At 44.1% G+C, this 25,224-nt stretch carries 21 protein-coding genes; 10 read left to right on the top strand and 11 right to left on the bottom strand.

Annotated features, from left to right (window positions below; all coding sequences use genetic code 11):
- The first annotated feature begins 11 nt into the window (after positions 1–11).
- Entirely contained in the window at positions 12–407 is a 396-nt protein-coding gene (locus F6K64_RS02845; RefSeq protein ID WP_287264783.1) for a hypothetical protein, read from the top strand.
- Positions 408–563: 156 nt separating this feature from the next.
- Here F6K64_RS02845 and psbA read toward each other — a convergent pair whose 3' ends face one another.
- Both psbA and F6K64_RS02835 read right to left on the bottom strand, forming a co-directional pair.
- Complete coding sequence (gene psbA / locus F6K64_RS02840; RefSeq protein WP_070393396.1) at positions 564–1,643, bottom strand: photosystem II q(b) protein; 1,080 nt, start codon at positions 1,641–1,643, stop codon at positions 564–566.
- A 395-nt stretch (positions 1,644–2,038) separates the two neighbouring features.
- Complete coding sequence (locus tag F6K64_RS02835) at positions 2,039–3,427, bottom strand: GH1 family beta-glucosidase (protein WP_008183561.1); 1,389 nt, start codon at positions 3,425–3,427, stop codon at positions 2,039–2,041.
- Positions 3,428–3,912: 485 nt separating this feature from the next.
- Between F6K64_RS02835 and F6K64_RS02830 the strand changes: the two genes are divergently transcribed.
- The gene (locus F6K64_RS02830) at positions 3,913–4,149 is read left to right on the top strand and encodes a hypothetical protein (RefSeq protein WP_287264781.1); all 237 of its coding nucleotides are present in this window, start codon (positions 3,913–3,915) and stop codon (positions 4,147–4,149) included.
- A gap of 274 nt (positions 4,150–4,423) precedes the next feature.
- Positions 4,424–4,864 carry an Hsp20/alpha crystallin family protein gene (locus F6K64_RS02825; RefSeq protein ID WP_008183559.1) on the top strand — a complete coding sequence of 147 codons (441 nt, stop codon included), beginning with the start codon at positions 4,424–4,426 and terminating at the stop codon, positions 4,862–4,864.
- Positions 4,865–6,501: 1,637 nt separating this feature from the next.
- On the opposite strand, the gene F6K64_RS02820 is transcribed toward F6K64_RS02825, so the two are convergent.
- Complete coding sequence (locus tag F6K64_RS02820; RefSeq protein WP_161603156.1) at positions 6,502–9,705, bottom strand: aminotransferase class I/II-fold pyridoxal phosphate-dependent enzyme; 3,204 nt, start codon at positions 9,703–9,705, stop codon at positions 6,502–6,504.
- Between the two features lie 164 nt (positions 9,706–9,869).
- Complete coding sequence (locus tag F6K64_RS02815; protein WP_287264780.1) at positions 9,870–11,522, bottom strand: Ppx/GppA phosphatase family protein; 1,653 nt, start codon at positions 11,520–11,522, stop codon at positions 9,870–9,872.
- Positions 11,523–11,696: 174 nt separating this feature from the next.
- Between F6K64_RS02815 and F6K64_RS02810 the strand changes: the two genes are divergently transcribed.
- Both F6K64_RS02810 and F6K64_RS02805 read left to right on the top strand, forming a co-directional pair.
- On the top strand, positions 11,697–12,578 hold the full coding sequence (locus tag F6K64_RS02810) for a 4-hydroxybenzoate solanesyltransferase (protein WP_008183556.1): 882 nt from the start codon (positions 11,697–11,699) through the stop codon (positions 12,576–12,578).
- A 777-nt stretch (positions 12,579–13,355) separates the two neighbouring features.
- Complete coding sequence (locus F6K64_RS02805; RefSeq protein ID WP_008183555.1) at positions 13,356–13,766, top strand: hypothetical protein; 411 nt, start codon at positions 13,356–13,358, stop codon at positions 13,764–13,766.
- Between the two features lie 1,423 nt (positions 13,767–15,189).
- Here F6K64_RS02805 and F6K64_RS02800 read toward each other — a convergent pair.
- Positions 15,190–15,339: a hypothetical protein gene (locus F6K64_RS02800; protein WP_158026681.1), complete on the bottom strand. Its 150-nt coding sequence runs from the start codon at positions 15,337–15,339 to the stop codon at positions 15,190–15,192.
- A 99-nt stretch (positions 15,340–15,438) separates the two neighbouring features.
- On the opposite strand from F6K64_RS02800, the gene F6K64_RS02795 reads away from it, so the two are divergent.
- Both F6K64_RS02795 and F6K64_RS02790 read left to right on the top strand, forming a co-directional pair.
- A complete protein-coding gene (locus F6K64_RS02795) occupies positions 15,439–16,002 on the top strand; it encodes a DUF6232 family protein (RefSeq protein WP_071106156.1) in 564 nt (187 codons plus the stop codon).
- 55 nt (positions 16,003–16,057) lie between these two features.
- Complete coding sequence (locus F6K64_RS02790) at positions 16,058–16,420, top strand: hypothetical protein (RefSeq protein WP_071106155.1); 363 nt, start codon at positions 16,058–16,060, stop codon at positions 16,418–16,420.
- Between the two features lie 162 nt (positions 16,421–16,582).
- Here the strand turns inward: F6K64_RS02790 and F6K64_RS02785 are convergent, their stop codons facing one another.
- From F6K64_RS02785 to F6K64_RS02775, 3 genes are all read right to left on the bottom strand, one after another.
- A complete protein-coding gene (locus tag F6K64_RS02785) occupies positions 16,583–16,930 on the bottom strand; it encodes a ribulose bisphosphate carboxylase small subunit (protein WP_071106154.1) in 348 nt (115 codons plus the stop codon).
- 84 nt (positions 16,931–17,014) lie between these two features.
- On the bottom strand, positions 17,015–17,404 hold the full coding sequence (gene rcbX / locus F6K64_RS02780) for a RuBisCO chaperone RbcX (protein ID WP_071106153.1): 390 nt from the start codon (positions 17,402–17,404) through the stop codon (positions 17,015–17,017).
- Positions 17,405–17,484: 80 nt separating this feature from the next.
- Positions 17,485–18,915, bottom strand: a complete 1,431-nt coding sequence (locus F6K64_RS02775; protein ID WP_071106152.1) for a form I ribulose bisphosphate carboxylase large subunit — start codon at positions 18,913–18,915, stop codon at positions 17,485–17,487.
- A gap of 796 nt (positions 18,916–19,711) precedes the next feature.
- Between F6K64_RS02775 and F6K64_RS02770 the strand changes: the two genes are divergently transcribed.
- Positions 19,712–20,893, top strand: coding sequence for a ligand-binding sensor domain-containing protein (locus F6K64_RS02770; RefSeq protein WP_071106151.1), 1,182 nt, complete (start codon positions 19,712–19,714; stop codon positions 20,891–20,893).
- Positions 20,894–21,029: 136 nt separating this feature from the next.
- Here the strand turns inward: F6K64_RS02770 and F6K64_RS02765 are convergent, their stop codons facing one another.
- Positions 21,030–21,755 carry a hypothetical protein gene (locus F6K64_RS02765; RefSeq protein WP_071108008.1) on the bottom strand — a complete coding sequence of 242 codons (726 nt, stop codon included), beginning with the start codon at positions 21,753–21,755 and terminating at the stop codon, positions 21,030–21,032.
- Positions 21,756–21,867: 112 nt separating this feature from the next.
- Between F6K64_RS02765 and cobU the strand changes: the two genes are divergently transcribed.
- Both cobU and F6K64_RS02755 read left to right on the top strand, forming a co-directional pair.
- A complete protein-coding gene (gene cobU / locus F6K64_RS02760) occupies positions 21,868–22,473 on the top strand; it encodes a bifunctional adenosylcobinamide kinase/adenosylcobinamide-phosphate guanylyltransferase (RefSeq protein WP_071106150.1) in 606 nt (201 codons plus the stop codon).
- Between the two features lie 113 nt (positions 22,474–22,586).
- The gene (locus F6K64_RS02755) at positions 22,587–23,009 is read left to right on the top strand and encodes a hypothetical protein (RefSeq protein ID WP_287264777.1); all 423 of its coding nucleotides are present in this window, start codon (positions 22,587–22,589) and stop codon (positions 23,007–23,009) included.
- Positions 23,010–23,216: 207 nt separating this feature from the next.
- Here the strand turns inward: F6K64_RS02755 and F6K64_RS02750 are convergent, their stop codons facing one another.
- Complete coding sequence (locus tag F6K64_RS02750; RefSeq protein WP_502708022.1) at positions 23,217–24,665, bottom strand: c-type cytochrome; 1,449 nt, start codon at positions 24,663–24,665, stop codon at positions 23,217–23,219.
- A 75-nt stretch (positions 24,666–24,740) separates the two neighbouring features.
- Positions 24,741–25,169: a hypothetical protein gene (locus F6K64_RS02745; RefSeq protein ID WP_071106144.1), complete on the bottom strand. Its 429-nt coding sequence runs from the start codon at positions 25,167–25,169 to the stop codon at positions 24,741–24,743.
- Positions 25,170–25,224 lie beyond the last annotated feature (55 nt).

The following is a 25,224-nucleotide window of genomic DNA, read 5'->3' as shown; positions in this document are numbered from 1 at the left end:
GGAAACCGAAGATGACTATCTTAAAAAATTGGGCAATCACCGGCCTGAAAGCCATCGTTTTGAGCGCTCTGCTCTTGGTATGCACATTGACCATTTCTGTCTCTAGTGCTTCAGCGGAGGTGAGCATGAATCGTTACTGTAACCATCTGCACCAATTTACAGGAAACAATACAACATATCCCATCCCTGAATGCTCAGGCGGTGATTTCGATCTTATCCAAGCTACATTCTGTACCCACTTACACAAGTATGCGCTCTCGAACACTACCTATCCATCTGGTGAAGCTCAAGCTTGGTGCGGGCAAAATCCAAATCCTGGAGAAATCGTACCTGAGAGTATTTATTGCACACACCTTCATCAATGGGGAGGCAATAACACCACCTATCCCGTCGATCCATCTTGTTAATAGAGAGACCCCTCTGTTAATGGGTAAAGCCTAGGGGAAAAGATACCAAAGAGTAGTTAATATCATTTCCCGCTAGATTGGAATAATTAAACAAAAAAAGCGCTCCCCATCTGGAGAGCGCTTTTTTCTAATCAAGTAGATTAAGCCAAGTTGAAATTAACCGTTGATTGCTGGAGCAGTCAAAGCTACGGGAGTAGCTTCAGCCGCAGCTAGGTCTAGAGGGAAGTTGTGAGCGTTACGCTCGTGCATTACCTCGAAACCTAGGTTGGCACGGTTTAGTACGTCAGCCCAGGTGTTGATCACGTGACCTTGTGAGTCAATGATGCTCTGGTTGAAGTTGAAACCGTTGAGGTTAAATGCCATGGTGCTGATGCCCAGTGCAGTAAACCAGATGCCGATTACAGGCCATGCACCCAAGAAGAAGTGCAAGGAACGGCTGTTGTTGAAGGAAGCGTATTGGAAGATTAAACGACCGAAGTAGCCGTGAGCTGCCACGATGTTGTAAGTTTCTTCCTCTTGACCGAACTTGTAACCATAGTTCTGAGACTCAGTTTCGGTGGTCTCACGTACTAAGGAGGAGGTTACCAAAGAACCGTGCATTGCAGAGAACAAAGAACCACCGAATACACCAGCTACACCTAGCATGTGGAACGGGTGCATTAGGATGTTGTGCTCAGCTTGGAACACGAACATGAAGTTGAAGGTTCCGCTGATACCTAGAGGCATTCCATCGGAGAAAGAACCTTGTCCAATTGGGTAGATCAAGAATACGGCGCTAGCAGCTGCAACGGGTGCGCTGTAAGCGACGCAGATCCAAGGACGCATACCTAAGCGGTAGCTTAGTTCCCACTCACGACCCATGTAGGCGAATACACCAATTAGGAAGTGGAACACTACCAGCTGGTAAGGACCACCGTTGTAAAGCCACTCATCTAAAGAAGCAGCTTCCCAGATCGGGTAGAAGTGTAGGCCAATGGCGTTAGAAGAAGGAACAACAGCACCAGAGATGATGTTGTTTCCGTACATCAAGGAACCAGCAACGGGCTCGCGGATACCATCGATGTCCACAGGAGGAGCAGCGATGAAAGCGATGATGAAGCAGGTGGTAGCAGCTAGCAGGGTTGGGATCATTAATACACCAAACCAGCCTACATAGAGGCGGTTGTTGGTGGAGGTGACCCAATTGCAGAACTGAGACCACACAGAGGTGTTGCTCTGTTGTAATACAGTAGTCATGTTCTTATGATTGCGGGTATGAATATGAAGTTATCGAGGTTCGTCCGGCTTGTTTGTGCCTTCATGTATATATATTAAGCAATATACTAAGTTTTGTAAAGGGTTTTCGGAGTAATTTGCCGTCAGGTTATTAAATAATGTAAATAAGTAAAACTTATATTAAATAAATCTTGACAAAATTCTAATATTCTGTTAATAGAAAACAAAAATAGGCAAACAAAAATAGCGATCGCTACCAGATCAAATGCGATTGACCTTGGCCTATTGGCCACGCTACGCGAATGGTCACGCTTCGCGATCGCTACCAGTACTTCCCCCATTACCCTCTCCCTAGGGTTACACTAACGGATGAACACTATACCGATAGGGTTTTATCGGGTTTTTGGGATTAATGATCAAACCACCCGATTATTGTGAATACACTCGGAATACCACTCAAAACTCGCCTTAGGAATACGCTGTTGGGTTGGGTAATCAATATAAGTAATCCCAAAGCGCCGATCATATCCCCAATACCACTCAAAGTTATCCATCAGACTCCAGAGGAAATAACCATTAAGAGGATACCCTTCACTAACAGCGCGATGGGCTGCTTTAAAGTACTCTCGGAGGTACAGAATCCTGTCCGTATCAATCACCTCACCCTTAGCAGTCAATTCATCCTGTGCTGCACAGCCATTCTCAGTGATAAACATCGGCAAATCTGAACGCCCCAGGGTTTCACTGACATGACGAACCCCCCAATAAAGGGAATCTGGTAGGATATTCAGCCAAGGCAGATGCATGCGAGGGTAGCCTTTGGGCATACCAAGGAACTCGTACCCCTGTGGATTGTCAGCAGCCCGGACATAGGTACCAGTGTAAATATTAAGACAAATCCCATCCAGAGGCTGATGAATGATTTGTAGGTCACATGGTCCGATGTCTGGTGCATTGTCTCCTAACACTTCCAGTAATTCAGGACTATAAGCACCAGTCAGAGCAGGGATAATGATACCGCCATTTTGCCCACATAAAGGGAAGGCCTTTTTTGCTGCTGCCACATGGTACGGTGACTCATTGATTGGCACCGTGACGGACAAGTTATCCACAAAGGCGATAGAACAGGGAACCCGGGAAGCACTACGGATGGCTTGACAGCCCAAACCATGAGCTAAAAGGGCATGATGAGAGGTTTGCCATACCTGTTTGATGGATTTAACACGCCTACCGGGAGCATGGATCGGGTCCTGGTCAACCCCATAGCCTAAGTGAGTAAAACACATGATCTCATTAATGGTCATCCAATTGGTAATGCGATCGCCTAATTGAGTGACCACAGCGGTAACATAATCCGCAAAGTCAAACGCCATCTGGCGAGAAAGCCAAGACTTGTATTTGTCTTCTAGGGCTTGGGGAGAGTCCCAATGAAATAGAGTGGCATGGGGAGTAATGCCATGATCTAACAAGCAATCCACCAAGCGCTTATAGAAATCAACCCCTTCCTGATTGACTTTGCCACGCCCGTCAGGAATAATCCGAGGCCAAGCAATGCTAAAGCGATAATCCTTGATCCCTAGTTTGACCATCAGCTCTATATCTTCTTTGTAGCGATGGTAGTGGTCACAAGCGACAGCACCGGTATCACCGTTAAGTATTTTTCCAGGGGTACCACTGAAGGTATCCCACACACTAGGTTTGCGTCCTCCTTCACTTACTGCTCCTTCAATCTGATAGGAAGCGGTGGCTACTCCCCATATGAAGTTGTCTGGGAATTGGTAACTGATTCGATCGCCGTTAGTCATTAGTGATTTGTTATTAAGAAAGGGAGTTACGTACTAGCTCATCCCACGTACTTGAGTCCTGGGACGAGTTAACCTGTCCGCAATCAACGAAGAATCTTAACAGGAATGATAACTTTTGATCCACAGCTTCTCAGGAATTGGGTAGGGTCTTTTAGGGTTGGAAGTCCCCTGTCACTGAGCCGAAATCACTGATATATCAAGCCAGGGACCTTGAGGCCGATCAATTTAACCGACTACCGGTAGCCCTTAACAAGCCACCAACAACCCGGCTTTATGATCCAGATTCACAGACCTTTACCAAGATTTTTAATGAAAATTTAAGATTTTTGACATTTTCGGTTATCGACAGGGATTTCGCCTAAGGTAGAAAGTGCCAAGTCATACTTTGGCTCTGGCTTTTAACTCACCTGCTTATGTGGTTAAATTTTATGAGCATTTTGCCAAACTTTCTCCGTTCTTTGGTAATAACAATCCTTCTGAGCTTTATGGCTCCAGTGGCACTAGTTATTGGTTTACTGGCCGGTTTTGGTATAATAGGATACATTCCGGGCTTAACAGGGTTTGGTCTTACTGCCACAACTGAGCTATTGAAATTTCTGACTATTTTTGGTAGTGGATCCCCCATTCAGGGAGTATTAGTGATTGCCTTTACCTGTAGCCTAGTTGGAGCATTATTTGATCTCTACGCCTGCGCCCGCTACCACAACCTGAATGATAACTAAGGACAATCGTACTCAAATTTGTTCAAACTCCCCTGAGGTATTGGGGATATGGTTGAGATTCAAATTATCTATTATTTATATCTGTACGGGAATTAGCCTAGTGGTTTAGGAAGGGAACCGAACTCAAAGACCTTTTCGGGGTTGATAGATTGATAACAGGTTAAATCAAATCATCCAAGCGGTGACGTTTCGCTAACCGTTAACAATCCTCAGTATGGGTGAAAAAAGTGGATCTAAACCGTAAGGATATGTCACTAGACGGAGGCAAACGATTATGGCACTTATTCGTTGGGACCCTTTCCGAGAATTCACTAACTTACAACGGGAAATGAATCGGCTATTTGATGAATTCACCCCATTTGAAGATCGTGGTCTGAAGGGAACAAGTTTTATGCCAGCGGCGGAACTGCAGGAGACAGCAGAAACCCTGGAATTAAAGCTTGAGATTCCTGGGATAGATTCTAAAGATCTCGATATTCAGGTGACAGAGCAAGCCGTGTCTATTAGTGGTGAGCGTCGGTCTGAAACTAGTACTGAAGAAAATGGGATGACACGTTCAGAATTCCGTTATGGTAACTTTCAGCGGGTGATTCCCTTACCAACACGGGTTCAACACGATCAGGTTAAAGCTGATTACAATAACGGCATCTTGAGCCTGAGTTTGCCCAAAGCAGAATCAGAAAAGCAAAAAGTCTTTAAAGTTAATCTCAATTAGTGTTGGGGTTAATAGCCTAGTTCAGTTAGTCGATAAATTGCTGGTTTGATCAGCGGATTTTTATGGCTAACGATTTCGTAAGCATTCAGCACTCAGCCGTCAGCCGTCAGCTAAAAGTCCAAGTAACTCAGCATTATTCCAATGCTTACCTGTTTTTTTCAAAAGCTGTTCGCCTAGCGTGCGTGGCACAGGCTTCGACGCTGAGATTTAGCTCATTAGCTGATACGCGACACGCTGATAGCTGAATGCTTACACGATTTCGTCAAACCCCAGCGGTGTAAATAAAATTCATAAAGATTGACAGTAAACTTTCTAGTGGAAGACTTGACCTGTCAATCTTTTTATAAGCATTCAGCTATTACCACTTAGATTTAAGGTAAGATGGAATATGATATTTTGTAATATCATGTCCGGATAATTAGTGATAAAACACCATTACCGATTAAACCTTACTCCTTTACTTCTACCTTCTGCCTTCTGCCCTCTGCCTTCGATTCGGGCAAGCGTGTAAGTATTCAACCGGACATGATATAAGTGGCTGCTTAAGCTAGCTCGGTATAGGGTTAGTAAACAGCTAGAGAAAATGTCGCAGAGTCTACCAAAAACTCCTGGGGGGGTGACATGCAAGCTGAAATCCTTACTGGGTAAAAATTTCAGCCGATAATTCACAAAAATATACATTCTGTTTTGGGCAAACATTGGACGTAGTTATAAGGGTTTGAGCTTCCAGAAAATGAATTGAGGGTTAATTTCCGACTGTATCTTCCATGATACCATTGGCATCAAAGCCTTATATAGTAAGCTTTTTGGGGCTCATGTCACCCCCTCAGCAAAAACTCTTATTATTTGTTATAATTAAATTAGGGTAACACCGACAGGGATTATTATGTAACTTAAATTAAAGCCGAAAACCAAGGGTTTAATAGTTGCGCTCTCTATCCCGGTGGAACCAACTTTGGGGTTGACATTTTTATGGCGCTCGCGGGATATTCCGTCAGAGCTTTGGGAGATACCCCCTGGATGTGAAAGCATCTTGCATTGGCGAGCCAGAATTTGCCTTTGGTAGATTTTGGTAGCTAAAAAGTATCGGAGTATATCTAGACTCATCCTTAAGAGCAATTCCTCTCTCGTTATACCCGTAGGGTTAGCGAGAGAGGAATTGCGTCTTTAACGATAGATGTGCGCTTATTGAGGGTGGTCAATGACCCACCCGAGACGTTCGCGTAGCGTCGGCTTTGCCGATTGGAAACAGATGCGCCTATACGAGCGAAGTCCAGTAAACTGGCGGCGCAGCAAAATCGGTAGACTTTGAAGTTACCGTAAGGATAGTGGAGTCTTTATGGTTGGCAGGTTATGCAGAGAAGGGTAAAAATTTATTAATTAAGACTCCACTATCCTAAGGTTTCGTCTCTAGGGAAAAGATGACAGGGCAATGGAAGGCCAACCCTCGAATCATGCATTACATCAAGACTTTTCTTGAAACTCGACACATGAGAACCGCAGGACTTGCGGGGATAGTCTGGGTCGCGAACGTAAGACCATAAAACCCCGCTTAGGGTGGAGGCTGTTGCATTGAAGCACCAAACCAAATCGTGAGGTTTAGGAATCCCAGCTCCTTTGGAGCCGCTACGCGAACGTTATAATCTTTGATTTAACGATGGGAGGATGTCAAAAGCGGCCTCTTGACCGTAGGAAATTTCTACATGGTGTCCATCAGGATCCCTTAGATAGGCTGCGTAACCAGTTGGAGGACCATAATCCTTAGGTCCGTCAAGTAAACAACCCTCTTTGCGAGCAAGTTTGCAGAGCTGATCCACTTGTTCGCAACTGACACAAGCAATACCAATATGACTCGGGGGCAAGATCGGCTTGGCCTCTTCTTCCTCAAGTAGAGCTAGGGCAAAGGGTCTAATGTTGTCGGACATCCAAACTGTACCTGGTTCTACGCGCAAGCGCACTACTGACATCTGACCATACTTAGCGTAGAAAGCAATACTGGCATTAAGGTTCGTAACAGCTATAGCTAAATGAGTGAAGGCTGTTGTTTTAGTCATTGCAGATTCTGTAGTTTTATTGAGACTGTCCAAAACATATTGAGCAAACACGGGCAATCCAAAGTCAGGTCGATAACCGTGAATGGCATCAGGAGCAAGCTGCTTCATTAGGAAGACTATCGCCCCAGTTACAACTTGACCAGGAACTAAAATCGGGCAACCCGGTGGGGTAGGAATAATGAATGTAGATGAAACCAGTTCTCGCCCAGACGCCATTATCTCATCTATTTCATTGTCTAGCTTCAGGTATTCTATTTTTTCTTCGTCCAAACCCAGGAAGTAGGCGCTCCGTAGGTTCCCTTGCCCAGTTGCCGGGTGAGAACGGAAGCCGGAGTAAAACTCGCTGAAATGAGGCAAAGAAGGCAAATTCAGTGTTAGCTGTTGCAGCTTGTTTTCAAATAATTTGATTTCCACTTGATTGTATTGGCACAATTCCTGCTCCAACCCCTCAGCAATTTTATGCAGGCAATCAAGCAAATATGTTACCGAACCCCAGGTTGTCCCGATATTAGTCATTAATAAAACCGTATTGAGGGAAACCTTGTTAACCTGAATATTAAACTGTTCCATCAGTACAGAATTTTGGAAAGTATAGCCATCGATGCCTGTCTTGCCAATGTACAAAGTCAGCCGCGTGGGGTCGAGAACAAATTCATCATCCTCCCAGGCTTGCTCGATACACTGGAACTCTACTTCTGGATCTTCCTGAGTTTGGTAACTTTTCAGACCTGATGGGCGATAGGTTTCCGGAATCAACTCTTCAGGAGTAAGTATCTTGAAGTATTTTCCTAGCAATGGATGAGTGTTAACCTTCTCCCGCACTATCATTGCCATATCAATCTGGGAATGAACCAATTTGAAGCCTTCCAAATCAACTTGTCGCCGCGCTAAATCCAGAGAAGCCAGAATTTGGTAATTGGGGGAGGTGGTGGTGTGGGTCATGTAAGCCTCTAGAAAATCAATTTCCGACCTACGGTTGAACTCCTCGTCCCAGATGTGAATCATGGATGATTGACGCATGCCAGACAGAGATTTATGTGTTGATTGGGTTGAGTACACCCGAATCTTGACTTGATCTGGATCGGGTAAGAGGTGCTGGTTCAGCCAGGTGTCATCATCCTCTGGGTCAAGCCGATCAAATTGTTCCTTAAAGGCTGCATACTCCTTTCGGTATTGGGGACTGTGATAGCGAGTATGAAGGTCAGTGGCAGCTTGCATTGCTGTACGTTCTCGATAGGTTGAGGTGCAACCAGCAAAGGCAAACCAGGCTTCGTCCCAGAGGAAAACCAGATCTGGCTTGATTGCCAGTATTTCTTCCATGACTCCCTTAACGTTGTAAACAATGCCATCAAAGGTACAGTTTGTGAGTAACAGCATCTTCACCTGCTCCAATTGCCCCTCCCGCTTGAACTTGAGCAATTGTTGCTTGATTTCCTTTAAAGGCACAGCACCATAGATACTATATTCTTTGAGGGAATAGGCATTGAGGTAAAGGGGTTGAGCACCTACTAAGACGATGCCGTAATGGTGAGATTTGTGGCAATTCTGGTCAACCAAGACAATATCACCTGGGCTTACAATTGCTTGCAAAACAATTTTATTGGCAGTTGAAGTCCCATTAGTCACGAAAAAAGTTTGCCTAGAACCAAAGCTTTTCGCTGCTAAATTTTGAGCCTCCTTTAGGGGACCAGTAGGATGTAGTAATGAGTCTAATCCTCCACTGGTTGCTGAAGTTTCTGCTAAAAATAGATTTTGACCGTAGAACTCTCCCATATCCTGAATCCAATCAGACTTAAAGATGGAATTTCCCCGGGAAATGGGCATGGCATGAAATACCCCTGTGGGTTCTTTGCTGTAATTTCTTAAGGCATCGAAGAAAGGGGTTTCGTAACGTTTTTCGATGCCTTGAATAATACTTAAGTGTACTTCAAGATAGTCTTCCTGATTGTAGAAAACGCGGCGGAAATTCTGATTCGTATCAGCATCCACATCAACCACGGATACATCGCTCAACAAGTATAAATCCAACTCTGGACGTAACTTATGTATAATCGCACCTAAAGTAAGACCTCTCGGTTGGTAATATTCCCCAGCTAATTCAGCTTGTTCTAACCCACTCATGTATGTTTCGAGCAGTGACAAACAGTTGTTTGAACGCAGGGGAAAGTCGTAGCCGATAACACAGCATTGAATGCTGTGATTCAACATCAAAGCTGTTAGGGCATCCTCAAAGTTAGAAATGACGATGAGCTGATAAATAAAATTGTCTGTTTTCGAGGCTATTTCTGCCAGTTTTTGGCGTAATTCTTTTTCTTTTTCCGGTGTCATGTCGTCTTCGACAAATAAGACGGTAAAATCGAGTTGATTAGAGTTTTGATTGTACTTATCGACCGATATAATTTGCTGTCCATCTTTCTGTTCGCTTGCAAAAATCTGATCCATGTATGCTTGGGCATACAGTTCAGCACGGCTAGACATCAAACGTATAATTTGAGTCACTTCCCAGGAAAGTCGGGAATATTCCTGGCGCTCAAAGTGCTGCTGCAATCGTCGAAATGCATTTATCCCTGGAAATTTCCAGTAGAGTTCGATGGGTTCGAGAATTTTGAACCCAGCTGCAATTTTTTCCTTTAAGGTGGAGATATCCTGGCCACAGGCGTGAAGAGATTGCAAGCGGTCTGTTGACAATTTCAGTTGGTTCCAGATGTCAACACGCATTGGTAAGGTATTTTTATAGGTGCTGATATACAAGCAATCAAGAATGCGAGTACATGAGTTTTTGGACACAGTTATATTGGATTTAGTTATTACGTCTGTTATTATATATCAATTGGTATTATAGCGTTGTAAGCATTCAGCTATCACCCAAAGGCCAAGGCCAAGGCTGATAGCTGAATGCTTACCCTATTGATAATGTATTGATAATGTCTCAATGGCTGAGAGCTAATAGCTTAATAATGCTGACTACTCTTGGATGCTAACCTCGCAACCACTTTAACTCCAAATTCCTCTTCAAATACCGATTTTTTATAATCCAAATTCCACAGTTCCAAAGCACAATCATCATTGGTCAAAGCGGGAACTAGATCTAGATAAAGTGCCTTATCATCGGAGCGATAATCCGACTTAACATGCCGAATTGCTCCAATATGTCTACGGTCTAAAGCAACAGCTAACCGTAACAAAGCACTGAGCTGACTCACCAACAGCCGATGCTCTTGATTGGCCAGATTATTGTAATTCTCATGCTTTTTCTTCGGAGGGCTCTTGCGATGGTAACGGGCCAGATTAGCAATGATTTCAATTTCTGGCTCCAGAAACCCCAACAGTTCAGCATTGCGAATTAAGTAATAAGAATGCTTGTGGTGGGACGAATGACTAATATACACGCCACAGTTGTGTAAAACTGCTGCTGCCCAAAGTAATTCCCGTGCCTGTGTTCCCCAATTGTGGAGTTTTCCTTGGGTTTGGTCAAATAAGCTCAGGGCAAAGTTAGCCACCCGCTGACTATAATCCAGGTTGACCTGATATTTCCCGGCCACTGCGATTACACTCCTTTCCCTGACCTCATCTTGGTAGCGTAGCCGGTCTTCAATCAATCCATGGGTAAGCATCCAGTCAACGATTAAGCCTTCCCGGAGTGATCGTCCACAAATTATGATCGACTCCATTCCCAGAAGCTTCATGGCTTCTAATAAAATGATTGCGCCAGCAACAATAATTTCTGAACGCCTCTCGGACATCTCTGGCAGGGTTGAGCGTTCAGCCAAACTCATAGCAGCTAAGCGCTTGAGCATTTTTTCCAAATCTTGACGAGTCAGCTCATAACCCGTTAGGGGATTAGGTAACATACCCAGATGTTCATAGGCGTGCATCTTGGCTAGGGTCTCAATAGTGCCAGATGTCCCCACTAAACGAGGCTGTTCACTGAGTTTCAAGTTACCCTGGATGTCGTCAACAGCTCGCTCTAACATTCCCCTGATATAGGCTTGCAAATAGAGAAACTCACTTTGGCTGATGGGGTCTGTAGTTACAAACTCCTTTGTAAGACGAACGGCTCCTATTTTTGTGCTACTTAGGGAACGGGGGTTGTGACTATCCCCGAGGATCAATTCCGTTGAACCACCGCCAATATCAATAATGATATGGGGCTGGTTGTTGAATTCCATAGCCGACAACACACCTAGGTAGATGCGTCGTGCTTCCTCCTGACCAGAAATTAGGTTGACCAATAAACCCAATTCTGTATATACCTGCTGTAAAAAAGCCTGGCCATTCCGAGCTTCCCGCACAGCACTGGTTGCTACAGCAACGATGTTTTCAGCATTGAGGCTGGCTGCCAGTTCCTTGCAGCGTTGTAGAGTTGCGATCGCTCTGTTCATGGCTTCGGGGGTCAACTCACCGGTCCGGGGGTTGCAATTTCCTAACCTGACCGTGTCCTTTTCTTTACCAATAATCGTGAATGCCGGGAGTTTGGGATCAATTCGCACTACCACCATGTGAATGGAATTGGTACCAATATCGATGGCAGCAATAATGCGCTCTTGCTCTTTGTCAGGAGTGGAAACATGTAGGAAAATGTCTTGGGTCAGTGAGTTAACCATATTGATGTATCCTGCTTACAGATATCAACCCGAAACCTATCAATAACGATATCTTTAAGGAGACTAACAAAAAATAGGCACTATCTCCTATTGTGAAATTCCTCTGATTCGAGGAAACAATCCGGAAAATTACCTACAAACAAAATTACCAACAAACGAGTCACCATTCCTGCTATGCTTACCCAGCCAAACCCCAATCCCATACCCACCTGGCTAGCCATTATGCGACTGTTGCGATGGGACAAGCCAACTGGACGATTGATTTTAATGGTGCCAGCACTGTGGGCAGTTTTTTTAGCAGCCCAAGGGAAACCACCGATTCCCCTGGTTAGCGTGATTATTCTTGGAACCTTAGCCACCAGTGCTGCTGGCTGTGTAATTAATGACGTTTGGGATCACAATATTGATTCCCAAGTGGCGCGAACTCGCTCACGCCCTTTGGCATCCAAAGCCCTATCGGTCAAAGTTGGTGTAGTAGTTGCCTTAGTTGCTATGGTCTGCGCTGGGGTGATTGCCCTGTATCTTAATGCTTTCACCTTTGGGCTTTGCGTGGCCGCTGTACCAGTAATTGTGTTTTACCCATCTGCCAAGCGAGTGTTTCCTGTACCGCAACTGGTTATGGCCATTGCTTGGGGTTTTGCTGTACTGATTAGTTGGAGTGCCATTACTACTACTCTAGAACCAGCTACCTGGTTACTCTGGGGAGCAACGGTACTTTGGGCATTGGGATTTGACACAGTCTATGCCATGCCAGACCGGGAGGATGACCAGAGGATTGGGGTGCGCTCTAGTGCCTTGTTTTTCGGTAAGTATGCTGCTGATGCCGTAGGTGTGTTCTTTGCTGGTAGTGCTAGCTTGCTTGCTGGCCTGGGAGTTGTGGTGGATCTCCAACTGGGCTTTTGGTTAGCGCTAGTGATAGCGACAGTAGTCTGGATTTGGCACTATACTAGACTACGAAAGCCCAATCATCCCACATCTGTCTATGGAGATATTTTTCGCCAAAATGTCTGGATTGGCTTTGTGCTACTGGTCGGGATGATTATTGGTAGTAATTAGGGACTTGCATCTAAAAAAAATACCAATTAAAGTGGGGTGGGCGAAGTAATCTCAAGAAAGTTGCTAGTTATTCCGTGAGCATTCAGCAGTCAGCGGTCAGCCGTCAGCTTATTTTATTCAAAAGCTGAAAGGTAAGCATTCAGCCGTTGGCCTTGGCCGTTGGCCACGCTACGCGAATGGCTGATAGCTGATACGCGACACGCTGATAGCTGATAGCTTACGTTATCCTGATAACTTTTAGCTTTTGATACCAATAATCGAAAATTGAGTATCTAGGAATACTACTATTTGGTGTGTGGAAGGGATTTTGAGGTAATTTTTGATAATTACTCACTGATAACTAGCAACTGAGATAATCTAATCTAGACCTACCCTACAAGCTAAAAACTGGTATTGTGTTTCTTGGCTAGTCTTTTATTCCTTTGGAAATTGCTAACAGTTAATTGTTGATTATCTGTTTTGTCTGGGAGCATGTCAGTTTTGTTAATCCCTGATTCAGAACCCCCTAAATCCCCCTTAGTAAGGGGGACTTTTGAATCTCAATCTCCCTTAGTAAGGGTAAATTTTGAATCTAATTCCCCCCTTGTTAAGGGGGGTTAGGGGGGATCTATATACATAATTACAAAGGTGACATGTACAAAGGTGACATGGTTCCGTTTTGCATGTTCCCTGCAAGCCTTTTGCCTAATGTTTCTTTCAGAGAAAAGATGGGAAACCTAATAGTGTGCAATTGTTAAAATAGTCCGAATGGGCTAATTTCTGTAGAGGTTAAAAAGCATGAACATCAAACGATACCAGCTATCAATTATCAGTGCCTGTTTGTTTGCTCTCGTCAGCCCAACCGTGGGTTATTCCCAAGAACCTGAGACTATCCTCCAAAAACCTGGAACTATTTCTGAAGAAGCTGAGACTATTCCTCAAAAACCCTTGACTATCCCTGAAGAGGCTGAGACTATCCTCCAAAACTCTGAGATTGGCTATACACCAGAGTTTGTCAATTTTTACATGGGGCAATGTGTTGGGACTAAGGGCTCAGAGGCTCAGGCTTTTTGTCAGTGTACCATTGATAAAATTCAAGAAAAATACCCCTATGAAGAGTTTCTAAGTATTGGTCTGGAAATTACTGGTGGTGCGGAACCTCCTGAAGATTTCAATAAACTGATTAAGTCCTGTGAAGCTGGGAATTAGTAATTAGGTAAGCTATCAGCTATCAGCGTGTCGCGTATCAGCTATCAGCTGATGCGCTATGGGCAGGGTTGAGGAGGAAACCGTTAAGAATAAAACAGGTAAGCATTCGAATAATGCTGAGTTACGTCTCCTGATCAGCTTTTACCCAGACTTTCAATTCTCATTAATCTCGAACTATTAAATTTGACCGTTTGCGTATCGGCGCACGCTACGCTGGGTTTATTTTAAGCTGTTCGCGTAGCGTGAGCCTTGGCCTATGGCCACGCTTGGCCTATGGCCACGCTGCGCGAACGCGAATGGCTGACGGCTGACGGCTGTTCGCGCAGCGTGCGCGTAGCGCATATGCTTACGTTATTACTCACTACAAAATGGGCAATTTTTGATTGTTAATTGCCATTCTTATTATGCCAGCACCCCCAGGGCTGTTTCATTTCGATCGGTTCAGCGAATCGAACAATCGAGAATGAAACAGCCCTGGGTTTATCTTGGGGGTAATCCATTGACTCAGTTGAGTAGACTTCGCGGCAGTTGTCGGGAACAGCGGATCTGGGAACAGGGAACAGTGGACAAGAATTGAGGTAAACACTATCAGAAAAATACTTTTGCAAGAGGTCTAGTATACAGTTGACTATCGAGTAGGGGGTTGACGGGAAATTTGAGTCATACCATGTCACCCCCCTGCTTGTCAGCTCTATTTTACTGAGATGTCTCTCTTAGTAATACTTTCAGGAGTTTTCTGCACCAGTAAGACAAATACTTCATCATATCATAGGATCAGCTCATAAAAAGTACCCTTAAGGGTACTGCCAAGCTAAGGTTAGATTTGATATTCTATAAAAGGTGTTCATTGAAATTTATTACAGCAAAAGCTAAAACCTATGGCTTATAAATACTAGAATCCCTGTGTCTTTCAAGTTCCGATCAAGTTGCGAGCAGGTCAAAGTTCTAGAACAGATGAACTATGTACGATCAGAGCAAGCTAAAACTAATGAGGGTGCTATAGTTTTAGTACAAATGCTCTGCATAAGTGACATGTTCCTGTTTGAGGTGGTCAAGTTAAACACGGTGCTTGAAACTCTCTAGGGTGTTGGATTATCCTAAAACTTGATTATAGGTATGGGTAACTCTAAATAGAAGTCTATAGAGTTAACCACTAAGAAAGAATCTCCATAGTTATAGTAGTTGAAGTGTGCAAATCTCGTTTCAAAGTACACCAATTATTGACAGGGTAAATGCATCTAAATTATAAAACCCTTACTCAGAAATAAATTCCAATTCATACATCAACCAAAAATCAGATTAATTCCAGCTCTAGTAGGCATTTAAAACTTGGTGCATCTCACTTTTGTAAAGGTGCATAGTTGCGTAGTGGACTGGCACACCTTAAATGTTGCTTTATAAAAATACTAGGATCTAGTCGCACCTAAATGTTGCTTAGGGTGCGTGATAAGACGGGTTCGCCCTCATTTTCTCGGTAGCCAGTGTTAGAACAGTCCGTCCGGAAATATTGATAACGGGCAAGATGCCCGTTCCACCAAGATGCCCGTTCCACCAAGATGCCCGTTCCACCCACCGGGTCAAACAGCTTTAATGAGATGCACCCTTTAAAACTTCAATCCAGCAACGCCAGTGATCTTTATCAAGCCATAATTTTGAGTTCAATTAAAAAAGTATGTTGAGTAATTTTTTGCCAGATGACGTTAGTGAGCCAACTGAAGTTAAAACATCTTTTTTAAAGATTAGAGGGAAAAGTTTAATATTTGGTAATGTTGTTTACCAAATTCATAATATTACAAGTATCGGATTAGTTGATTTGAGCAGTAATGCTACATATAAACAGCCAATGAACAAGCTTTCTATTGTTTTATTTATTATAATGATAATAGCTTTGGCTACTGTATTGTATGGATTTTTTTCAAACATAATTGTAGTTATAGCTATTGGAGCTTGGTTAATTTATGACTCTAAGAAAACTATAACTAAAAAAATAAACAAATATGGGATGACTATTTATACAAATAATGGCATAAACAAAATTTTAGTAAGTAGGGATAAGGAATTTATTAAAAAAGTTATTTGGACTTTGTCTGATGTGATGAATAGCAATGAACCCAAAGCTATTACTTTTAACTTTGAAACTTTGGATATGTCTGATAAATCAATAGAAATTGAAAGAAATATTGGTTCTCCTGTGGTCTCAGGCGATATTGAGGGGGATATTGTGAACTGGGTTTAAAAATTATCAAACTCTGATTATTGTCAATCTATTCAATGGATTAAGGAGCTTAAAGGTGGCAGATAAATCGATTAAATTTACTGGGACTAATAATAATAGCCCTATATTGTCAGGTAATGTCAAAGGAAATATTTATAATAATACATATAATTCAGAACAGAAAAGGAATCTTGCTGAAGCTGCAAGCGAGATTCAACAACTTCTAGAACAGCTAGAAAAGTCATATTCCACCCAGACAATTACTGGAAAGTTGAACATTGCAACTAAAGCCATAGAACATATTGAAAGCAACCCAAAACTGTCCGATAAGATAGTTAATGCCTTAAAAGCAGGAAGCATTCAAGCTTTGGCACAACTCCTCAATCATCCCGCATCCAGTTTTGTTATTGCTGCTTTGGAAGAATGGGATAAAAACTAGGGCAAATGCATCTAAACCAGAACGGGCTTTGGCTCCCTCACCCCTAAATTTTAGGGTCAAGAATGACACAGCCCCCCAAGCGAGCAATCCCTCGCTTGGGGGGCTAATAATAGCATTTCATCCAAGTATGAATGCCTTAGACTTTAGTAGTAAAAGCTGCGGTTACCAACGGCTGCGGCTAACACCGTCATTAGGCTTGTGAATGATGAAGCTGAGAACTTGGCACTGCTTAACGTTATCAAAACCCACAACCCGGATATAGCAGTCGCGGTATTCAGAGCGACACTCATCCACTTCCGCTAGCACATCTTTAGGTGAGGTAGCCTTGAACAAAGGCAGTTTCCATAATGTCCAGTAGTACTGCTCTGGTTCAGAGCTTTCGTTGAACTCGATCGCGGGAATGTAACCTTCCGCTAAGATGTACTCCACTTGCCGCATAATCTGAGTGTCACTCAGGGGAGGTAAGTAGGAAAGGGTTTCGTAACGACGCTCTTTTGGTAATGTTTTCATAGATTTTGATGCTCTGTTTGATTCTCTGTTGAAGTATAGGTATGAAATTTGGGGGATACCAGGTCACGTCTTCGGTTGAACCAATTAGTTATCCGAATCAGTTTGCTGCTCAGAATTAGTCGGGTTATCTGGAATAGTGAATTGCGTGATGCGCTCAAGATGCCGACGCCGATGTTCTATATTCGACTGCCGAATAGTGGTGCAAACCATTTCAGGCAAGAACTCGGCCACTTCCTCCGCTATATGTTGCCGCACAGTCATAATCCGCAACGCAAATTCAGGTTTAGCCCGCAGTAATTCCTCAAGATAAACGTCTCCATCTTGGATACTTTGTTGTGAGGAAAAAGACTGTAGCCAAAGCGCTCGGGGAGGGTCGGTTTCTCTTAACTGGTTTACCACTGTCCGCAGTGCTTGATAGGTCATATAGCTAGCCAGCACCTTGGCTGTATCTTTCGCAACTCGTTTTAAATCCATGGTTGAACCCAGTCGTTTGGAAAAAGTATGAAGTCTAAAGTATGGCGTTTCATACTTCAAACTTCACAGCTCAAACGGCATCAGACTGTATCCATTGCCTCGAACTCGAACTTGATTTCCTTCCAAAGTTCGCAAGCAACTGCCAACTCAGGACTCCACTTAGCAGCTTCCCGGATAATGTCACCACCTTCACGCATCAGGTTACGACCTTCGTTACGAGCTTGGATACAAGCTTCTAGAGCTACCCGGTTTGCAGTAGCACCAGGAGCATTACCCCATGGGTGACCTAGAGTACCACCACCGAATTGTAGGCAGGAATCATCACCAAAGATTTCTACTAGCGCAGGCATGTGCCAAACGTGAATACCACCAGAAGCCACTGGCATTACACCAGGCATGGAAGCCCAGTCTTGAGTGAAGTAAATACCCCGTTCGCGGTCTTGCTCAATGTGGTCTTCCCGCATCAGGTCAACGAAGCCCATGGTGATACCTTTTTCACCTTCAAGCTTACCGACTACAGTACCGGAGTGGAGGTGGTCACCACCGGACATGCGCAAGCACTTAGCCAAGACGCGGAAGTGCATACCGTGGTGTTTCTGACGGTCAATCACAGCGTGCATAGCGCGGTGGATGTGCAGCAGAACGCCATTATCACGGCACCAACGAGCCAGAGTGGTGTTGGCGGTAAAGCCACCAGTGAGGTAGTCGTGCATGATGATAGGCATGTCCAGGGACTTAGCAAACTCAGCCCGCTTCATCATCTCCTCGCAGGTGGGAGCAGTGACGTTGAGGTAGTGACCTTTGATTTCGCCAGTTTCAGCTTGGGATTTGTGGATTGCTTCTGCTACGAACAGGAAGCGATCGCGCCAGCGCATGAAGGGCTGGGAGTTAATGTTTTCGTCGTCTTTGGTGAAGTCGAGACCACCGCGCAAGCACTCATATACTGCACGACCGTAGTTCTTAGCGGATAGACCTAGCTTGGGCTTAATGGTACAACCGAGCAAAGGACGACCATACTTATTCAACTTGTCCCGCTCTACAACAATCCCGTGGGGTGGTCCCTGGAAGGTTTTGAGGTAAGCAATGGGAATCCGCAAGTCTTCTAAACGCAGTGCTCGCAGAGCTTTGAAACCAAATACGTTACCCACGATGGAGGTCAGCATGTTGGTGACTGAGCCTTCTTCAAACAGATCCAGTGGGTAGGCAATAAAGCAGATGAACTGGTTGTCTTCCCCACGTACTGGTTCGATGTCGTAGCAACGACCTTTGTAACGGTCTAGGTCAGTCAGCAAGTCAGTCCAAACTGTTGTCCAGGTACCCGTAGAAGACTCAGCTGCAACCGCTGCACCGGCTTCTTCCGGAGGTACACCAGGCTGCGGTGTTACGCGAAACGCTGCCAAAATATCCGTATCTTTTGGAGTATAATCTGGCGTATAATAGGTTAATTTATAGTCTTTTACACCGGCATCGTAGCCAGCTTTTGTCTGAGTCCTGGTTGATGAGTAAGACATGCGTTGCTTCCTTAGGAACTACTGAATGTTGCTATCGCTAGAAGAGATTTTCTTTTCTTAGTGTTGTGTGTTGCTCCTAGCTAAGAGAACACACAACCCATCTAGGCTTGTTTTCTAAGCCTGAAGAAGGGCACAACACCGATTCCACAATCACCTGTTTGTGGCTAATGTTGGGGATTACCTGTAGCTTTACTTACTTACCCGACTGCTCCGCTGATTGGTAAACGGTTGCTAGTGGGTCAAGTCGCTAAGGCAATTCAGGATTTCTTAATCATTTTGAAATATAGCAGGTAATGGGATCACTTAAACCTCAAATATTCTTTAGGAATGTATCAGCTCCTCTTATAACATGACGAAATGTAACAATTAATCACATATTTGTCACAAAAATTCTAAAATTGACTATAATAGTTGCCTTGACAAGGTTTGGCAGCGGGGTTACAAAACAAAATCAGATAAATAAAACTTGAACAGTTGCGCTACAGATCGTGAGGCTGCAACCATTGCGCCCCGACAATCGCCCCTAAAATTAGGATTGAGCAACGGATGCAAGGGTAAGTCCTGATGGATGCATCTCATTTTTGGTGTTTGACCCCGTGGTGCGTTACGGGGCAGACCTTCCCAAGGCTGGCTACGAGGCTGAAAATGACGGCGAGCCCTTCGGTGGTGCGTTACGGGGCTACTGGCTACGAAGTTGAATATGATGGCAATCCCCCCTAACGCACCCTACGCACCCTACGCAACATTTTCAAATATGAGATGCACCCAGTCGTGATCAACTAAAGACTTAATCAAGATGCTGGAAATAATGGCATGGTTAACTAACCGCTTAACTAACTGCTTAACTAACCGCTTAACTAACCGTATCGGTCTGGTAGTCAGTGCTACACTGCTGGGGCAAATCTTACCTGTGTCAATCCCAGACAGTGAGCCAAACAACCATTTCTCATATTCCTCAACAGCGTACGCTCAGACACAGTTATCCACTGACTCGGTAAACCAAGAGGTATCCCCCCCCACGTCCCTTAGAAACCCTCCGCCCCCAACTAGACCTTTGCCTGATCAACGCCTCAGGCAAGAAACCCAGCCCCTACCAGCAGATTTTCGGGTGTCTGCTTTGCAACCGGATTTTACTGGTGAGCTTTGGGTGGGCTCTTGGCTAGGATTAACTAGAATTGACCCTAATACTGGAAAAATCCGCACTCGCCTAAGTCTCCCCAATTACACTGTTGGTGCGATAGCTCAGGATCGGGTAGGGCGGATTTGGGTAGGAACCTATGAAGGACTATTGCGTATAGACCCCCGTAATAATGAAATTAATGCCCAAAACTTTACCTTACCGTCTAATAATGTGTTGTCCCTGTTGATTGACACTCGTGGCTATCTTTGGGTGGGAAGCGATCGCGGTCTGGCTTTGATTAGCCCTGACCAGGGATTGTTGATGACAACGTTACAAAAATTACCCGGTGTCAGTGCCAATGCTCTGACTCTAGATCAAGAGGGTCAGCTGTGGGTGGGCACTCTAGAAGGGCTAGTGCGAGTGGATACTGCTAGTGCTTTTGTGATCGCTCGCATCAAGGATTTACCAGGAAACACCGTGCAAACCTTGACCAGAGGACCAGAGGGAATGCTATGGGCTGGCACTCCTAATAGTTTACTGGTGATTAACCCAGACACTTACGAAGTGTTCAGGTCTGTAACTCCCCTAAGAGGACGTAATGTCACTGCTGTCCAGTTTGATCTAGATGGTAATGTTTGGGTTGGTACGGATAATGGCTTATTTAAAATTAAACGAGACAGTGGAGAAGTGTTGGCTAAACTAGGCAAGCTACCTTCTAGTCGTATTCTGGCATTAGCTCCTAATACTGGTAACAAGTTGTGGATCGGAACTTCGGAAGGACTAGCTTGGGTGAGCATGACTACAGGTCGCATCGAACCCCATTTGGGCTTTGTTAGAGAGATTCCAGGTAGCTTTTAGCTGCCAAAGCATCGGCTCATAGTGATCGGCCCATAGTGAGTGCGATCGCAAAAGCGCGGAAGCTGAGGCCGTAGGCCACGCGGGGCGCGTTCGCTTCATTGCGAAGCGTGAGCAAAGGTCAATCGCAAACCTTTAATTAAGGCTTATTCAGCTGAGAGTGCATCACAGTTAATGTTTCTGCTAGTTGACTGAGGCGGTCTTCGAGGTATTTTTTCCGAATTAACAGTTGTCGCAGTTTTTGATAACGAGCGATGGCCATGCTCACACTGGGAACCTGATCCGCTGGACAAGACCTTGACCAAGATTGACCCTGCTCATCCAAGCCACAAAGACGGTAACCAGTACGAGGAGATTGATACGTAACATTAGTATTCGATTGCTCAACTCCTTCATCCACATAGTCCATCATCCGGTCACCATTGGCTAGTCTTACTGTCCCCATGGCATCTTGGGGTTGACTCGCTTGAGACTCTAACCAGCCATCAACAATTGGTCCTTCTAGGTATAGGTCTTGAATTTGAAGGAGGATTTTGTGCAGTTCCTGCTGCCAACCCAGAACAATTCCCTCAATGTCTTGCAACAGATTCATGGCCAAAGCTGGGTTAGCACCATGGCGATGGTTTCCCAGTTTAGGGTATTTCAATCTAGGCAGAGTTGGTATCTTCTGTTCATCCTGGCGAGTGGGAAACGGTTGTACTGCCATAGAGAAAGAAGGTTCCTTTTTATGTCTACGACTTACTACACCTGCTTGTTGCTGATTAGTTTGATCAGCCACAGCTGGGGATGGTTGTGATGAATCAGTGGCACTAGCTTTTGCTAACTGATTTAGTGTTGTCTCGATCCGTCGCAATTTTGATTTCATGAAGACTGATTTTGTGAGTAAATATAGTTGATTTGAAGGGGGAAGATGCCAATTATTCTGAACTATAAGCTCTGTTAATTTTCGCGCAATGGCAATATAAGTCCCAATAGCCTTGAATAGTACCCAATTTACTAGTACCAAATTTACCAGTAATTTAATTTTAGTCACCGGACCATCCAGGTCTGGCAAAAGCGAGTGGGCAGAAACCCTGGCAATGCAGACTGGGAAATCGGTAGTATACGTCGCTACTGCCACAATCAACCCGGATGATCCAGAGTGGCTGGCCCGCATTGAAAAACATCAGCAGCGACGCCCCAGTTCATGGACAACCCTTTTGGTACCACTGGACTTGCCAGCAACAATTACCAAATATTCTGACATCAATCACTGCCTGTTAGTAGATTCTCTAGGAACCTGGGTTGCCAATTGCCTAGAACAGGATGATACTGTTTGGCAGCAAACGTTACAAAGCTTATGGAATAGTTTGACCCAGGTTAAAGGTTCTGTAATTTTTGTTGCAGAAGAGGCTGGCTGGGGAGTGGTTCCAGCTTATCCTATGGGTAGGGCATTTCGCGATCGCCTCGGAAATGTAGTGCGTTATTTGGGGCACTTGGCTAACCCAGTCTACTTAGTCACCGGTGGTCATGTGCTTAATCTCAGTACTCTGGGTCAACCATTACCCTATAATGGTACTGTTGGCGAATCACCTCAAACCTAATCCCATCCATGGCAAGAGGGTAAAGATACCGCCAGTGTGGAAGAAGCTTCCTAACTCAGTTGTTTATTCAACGGGTTAAAACTAACTATTAATAACAAACTACTAACAAACCAATGGCATCTGAAGCACAAGTCAAACGCTATCTCACCTACTGGTTCCAGTTAGGGAAAAAAGTTGTGATGCGCAATGGTTTTTCAGCTATGCAGCCACAATCACTTACAAATGGCAAGCACTACAGCCAAGAATTTGAAACGATTTGGCAGCTAGCGATTTCACCAGAGACTGGTGATTGTTACCTGGAAGGAACTGATGAAACAATTGCGGATTTATTAACACCCAAGTGGGATATACTTCCTTGTTCCCGTTGTGATATGCCTGTACCCATTAAAAGTGCTGGGATACCACCAAACTGTTGTCCCTGTTTTGATTTATCCACATGGCCCAACACAGAATTGCCAGCACCACGAGATCCAGTGTGTAGTCAAACCGAACTAAGAGGGATTTGCGATCGCTTAAATAGAATTACTGAGAATTGAATTACTTAAGAGGGTAGAAAAAACAATAAAATACTAGTTTTTAGCTTGTAGAGTCGCCCAAAAAAAGTTTGGTTATTTTGATAATAGCTAAAGAGCTACTCTTATTTAAATGAAACTGAAAGATTTCAGTAAATACGATTAGTTTAATTGCTGCATATGGGTAAGTTTATCTGCCCCATATGCTAGTGCTTTAGAAAGTCCAGGAGATCACAAAGTTTTCAGATATTCAATCAAGGCTTTCTTATCCTGTTCAGGTAAATCAGTGCCATAAATATGTCCTTGGTTACCGTTAGCTATAACGCTAGTATCGTATCTGAAACCCTCCTTCTCAGCATTTGCGCCCTCCGAGACAAAGCCGACTTCTTCGGGATCATAGACATCATATCCCCGGTAAAATACCTTCGTCCGGTTTTCAGGAGTTTCCAGTAAGTTTGTTAGATTAGGCACCGAACCATTATGGAGATAAGGAGCTCTTAGCCAAAGTCCATCAAGGGCTACTGCCACATAACCATTAGTCTTACGCAGGTAGTCAAAGTCCCATTCATAGCCTTCAGCGTACTCATTATAAGCATCAGCTGCTTCCTGAGTCCACATATCTAAGCGGTTGCGGTCAGTACCAATCTCATCGATAGGAATAACAGTTCCTGTCCGTTCTCCACCAAAAGCATGGCAGGATGCACAGGTATTAGCAAAAATCTCACTACCTTTTGCTGCCAATGTTTGATTAACCTCAAAAGGATATGGGGGAGGAGGTAATTCAGTAATATAATCTTCTACCCGCTTTAAACCTTCGATATTAATCGACTTCCTAGTAGCACCATCCCCGATTGCCCCAGTCTGGATGGTTTCCGTTAGTGACGTTTCTAAGCCATCCCAATGATAGGCAAATCCTTCATGCATCTTTTGATTCCAAATCGACATCATGTCGGAGTTGTCAACAGAATCATCTAGAGGCTGTTCTAAGTATCGAAACTTGCCAGGGTTGAATGGAGAGATTCGACCAGGTCCCCAGTCCGGACGGGAATCCATCCAAGCATATCCTTCCCCAAGTTCCAGAATTGATTTCCTGGTCTGAGGAATAATTACATAGCGATAAAGTAGTTTATCAAACCAAGAAAGTTCATAATTGTATCCAATTTCTCCAAGAATATAGTCTGCTGTAAATCGTGGGTCATTGGCACAATCTTGCAGAAATCGGAGGTAGCCTTGAGAATCAAACTTACTTGAGGGTCCTCCTAAAATAATGGTAGGTTTATCTTTAGGATTTTCGCGAAATGTAGCCGTATGACAGGCAGCACAAGTTATGCCCTGACGGGGAAAACCAATAGTTTTTTTAGAAAAGCCAATGGGCAATTCTTTCCCCTCTTCCCAGGTAATTCCCAAAGACGTATAACCACCAGGTCCTGGTAGTTGGTCTGGAAATATCCGGGGAAGCACCAGCCAAATTAAATACGGTACACCTTCAGCATTTTCTGTGCCAATGGAACCATACTTGAAGTGTTCTTCTGGCGACTCATAATCGTAATAAGTGGGAGGATTGGGGTCTTCTCGAAATAGATTGTACCATCCCACATAGGCTACAACTCCAGCCAGCAAGAAAATACTAATCACAATCGTTATTAGTATTGTCCCTAATTTCGTCTTCACCATTTCCATAACGTTATTGTTCTCCCTACTGCTAGATAGTGGTGAGTGCAGTGCTAGGTGATAAGTATTACTATTCCCTAAAAGTTAGGATAATCCCTTGGCTGTTTCTAAAATAAAGGGTTGTTGAGTTTGCAGGGCAAGGAATAATAGAATTCCTTGGATAACTGCGAAGACAAGGTCAACCAAAGCGATACTCAGAAATCCCAGATCTTGACCAAATAACAAGACAGCCGTTATAAAAAACGTAGCTCCACCACCTCGTGTGACCAATATCGACATCCAAGCTGTTGCTTTATAGCGATAGGGATCCATGGCACCAGGAATGTATAAAATACTGATTTCCAGCAACAGCAACCCTGCAGCACGTACCCAGATAATCGGCACTGGAATTTGCATTTTTAATAACGAAAGCATGACTTCTGGGAAGAACAATAAGGGAATGACAAAAAACACCACATTGATAATGATGCCAAGCCATACCACACGACCAAACCATTTAGCGTAAGTGTTCATTTTACCTCTTGCTTGAATCTGTTGTTTTAATCTCTTTGTTTAATGTATTGGTTGA

The organism is Moorena sp. SIO3A2 (assembly GCF_010672265.1).
Taxonomy (GTDB): Bacteria; Cyanobacteriota; Cyanobacteriia; order Cyanobacteriales; family Coleofasciculaceae; genus Moorena; species Moorena producens.
This window is presented reverse-complemented; position numbering and strand designations above follow the sequence as displayed.

Bases quoted from the DNA above. Each gene is read 5' to 3' on its own strand.
- F6K64_RS02845 (WP_287264783.1), top strand. From the start codon at position 12: ATGACTATCTTAAAAAATTGGGCAATCACCGGCCTGAAAGCCATCGTT.
- psbA (WP_070393396.1), bottom strand. From the start codon at position 1,643: ATGACTACTGTATTACAACAGAGCAACACCTCTGTGTGGTCTCAGTTC.
- F6K64_RS02835 (WP_008183561.1), bottom strand. From the start codon at position 3,427: ATGACTAACGGCGATCGAATCAGTTACCAATTCCCAGACAACTTCATA.
- F6K64_RS02830 (WP_287264781.1), top strand. From the start codon at position 3,913: ATGGCTCCAGTGGCACTAGTTATTGGTTTACTGGCCGGTTTTGGTATA.
- F6K64_RS02825 (WP_008183559.1), top strand. From the start codon at position 4,424: ATGGCACTTATTCGTTGGGACCCTTTCCGAGAATTCACTAACTTACAA.
- F6K64_RS02815 (WP_287264780.1), bottom strand. From the start codon at position 11,522: ATGGTTAACTCACTGACCCAAGACATTTTCCTACATGTTTCCACTCCT.
- F6K64_RS02810 (WP_008183556.1), top strand. From the start codon at position 11,697: ATGCTTACCCAGCCAAACCCCAATCCCATACCCACCTGGCTAGCCATT.
- F6K64_RS02805 (WP_008183555.1), top strand. From the start codon at position 13,356: ATGAACATCAAACGATACCAGCTATCAATTATCAGTGCCTGTTTGTTT.
- F6K64_RS02795 (WP_071106156.1), top strand. From the start codon at position 15,439: ATGTTGAGTAATTTTTTGCCAGATGACGTTAGTGAGCCAACTGAAGTT.
- F6K64_RS02785 (WP_071106154.1), bottom strand. From the start codon at position 16,930: ATGAAAACATTACCAAAAGAGCGTCGTTACGAAACCCTTTCCTACTTA.
- rcbX (WP_071106153.1), bottom strand. From the start codon at position 17,404: ATGGATTTAAAACGAGTTGCGAAAGATACAGCCAAGGTGCTGGCTAGC.
- F6K64_RS02775 (WP_071106152.1), bottom strand. From the start codon at position 18,915: ATGTCTTACTCATCAACCAGGACTCAGACAAAAGCTGGCTACGATGCC.
- F6K64_RS02770 (WP_071106151.1), top strand. From the start codon at position 19,712: ATGCTGGAAATAATGGCATGGTTAACTAACCGCTTAACTAACTGCTTA.
- F6K64_RS02765 (WP_071108008.1), bottom strand. From the start codon at position 21,755: ATGAAATCAAAATTGCGACGGATCGAGACAACACTAAATCAGTTAGCA.
- F6K64_RS02755 (WP_287264777.1), top strand. From the start codon at position 22,587: ATGGCATCTGAAGCACAAGTCAAACGCTATCTCACCTACTGGTTCCAG.
- F6K64_RS02750 (WP_502708022.1), bottom strand. From the start codon at position 24,665: ATGGAAATGGTGAAGACGAAATTAGGGACAATACTAATAACGATTGTG.
- F6K64_RS02745 (WP_071106144.1), bottom strand. From the start codon at position 25,169: ATGAACACTTACGCTAAATGGTTTGGTCGTGTGGTATGGCTTGGCATC.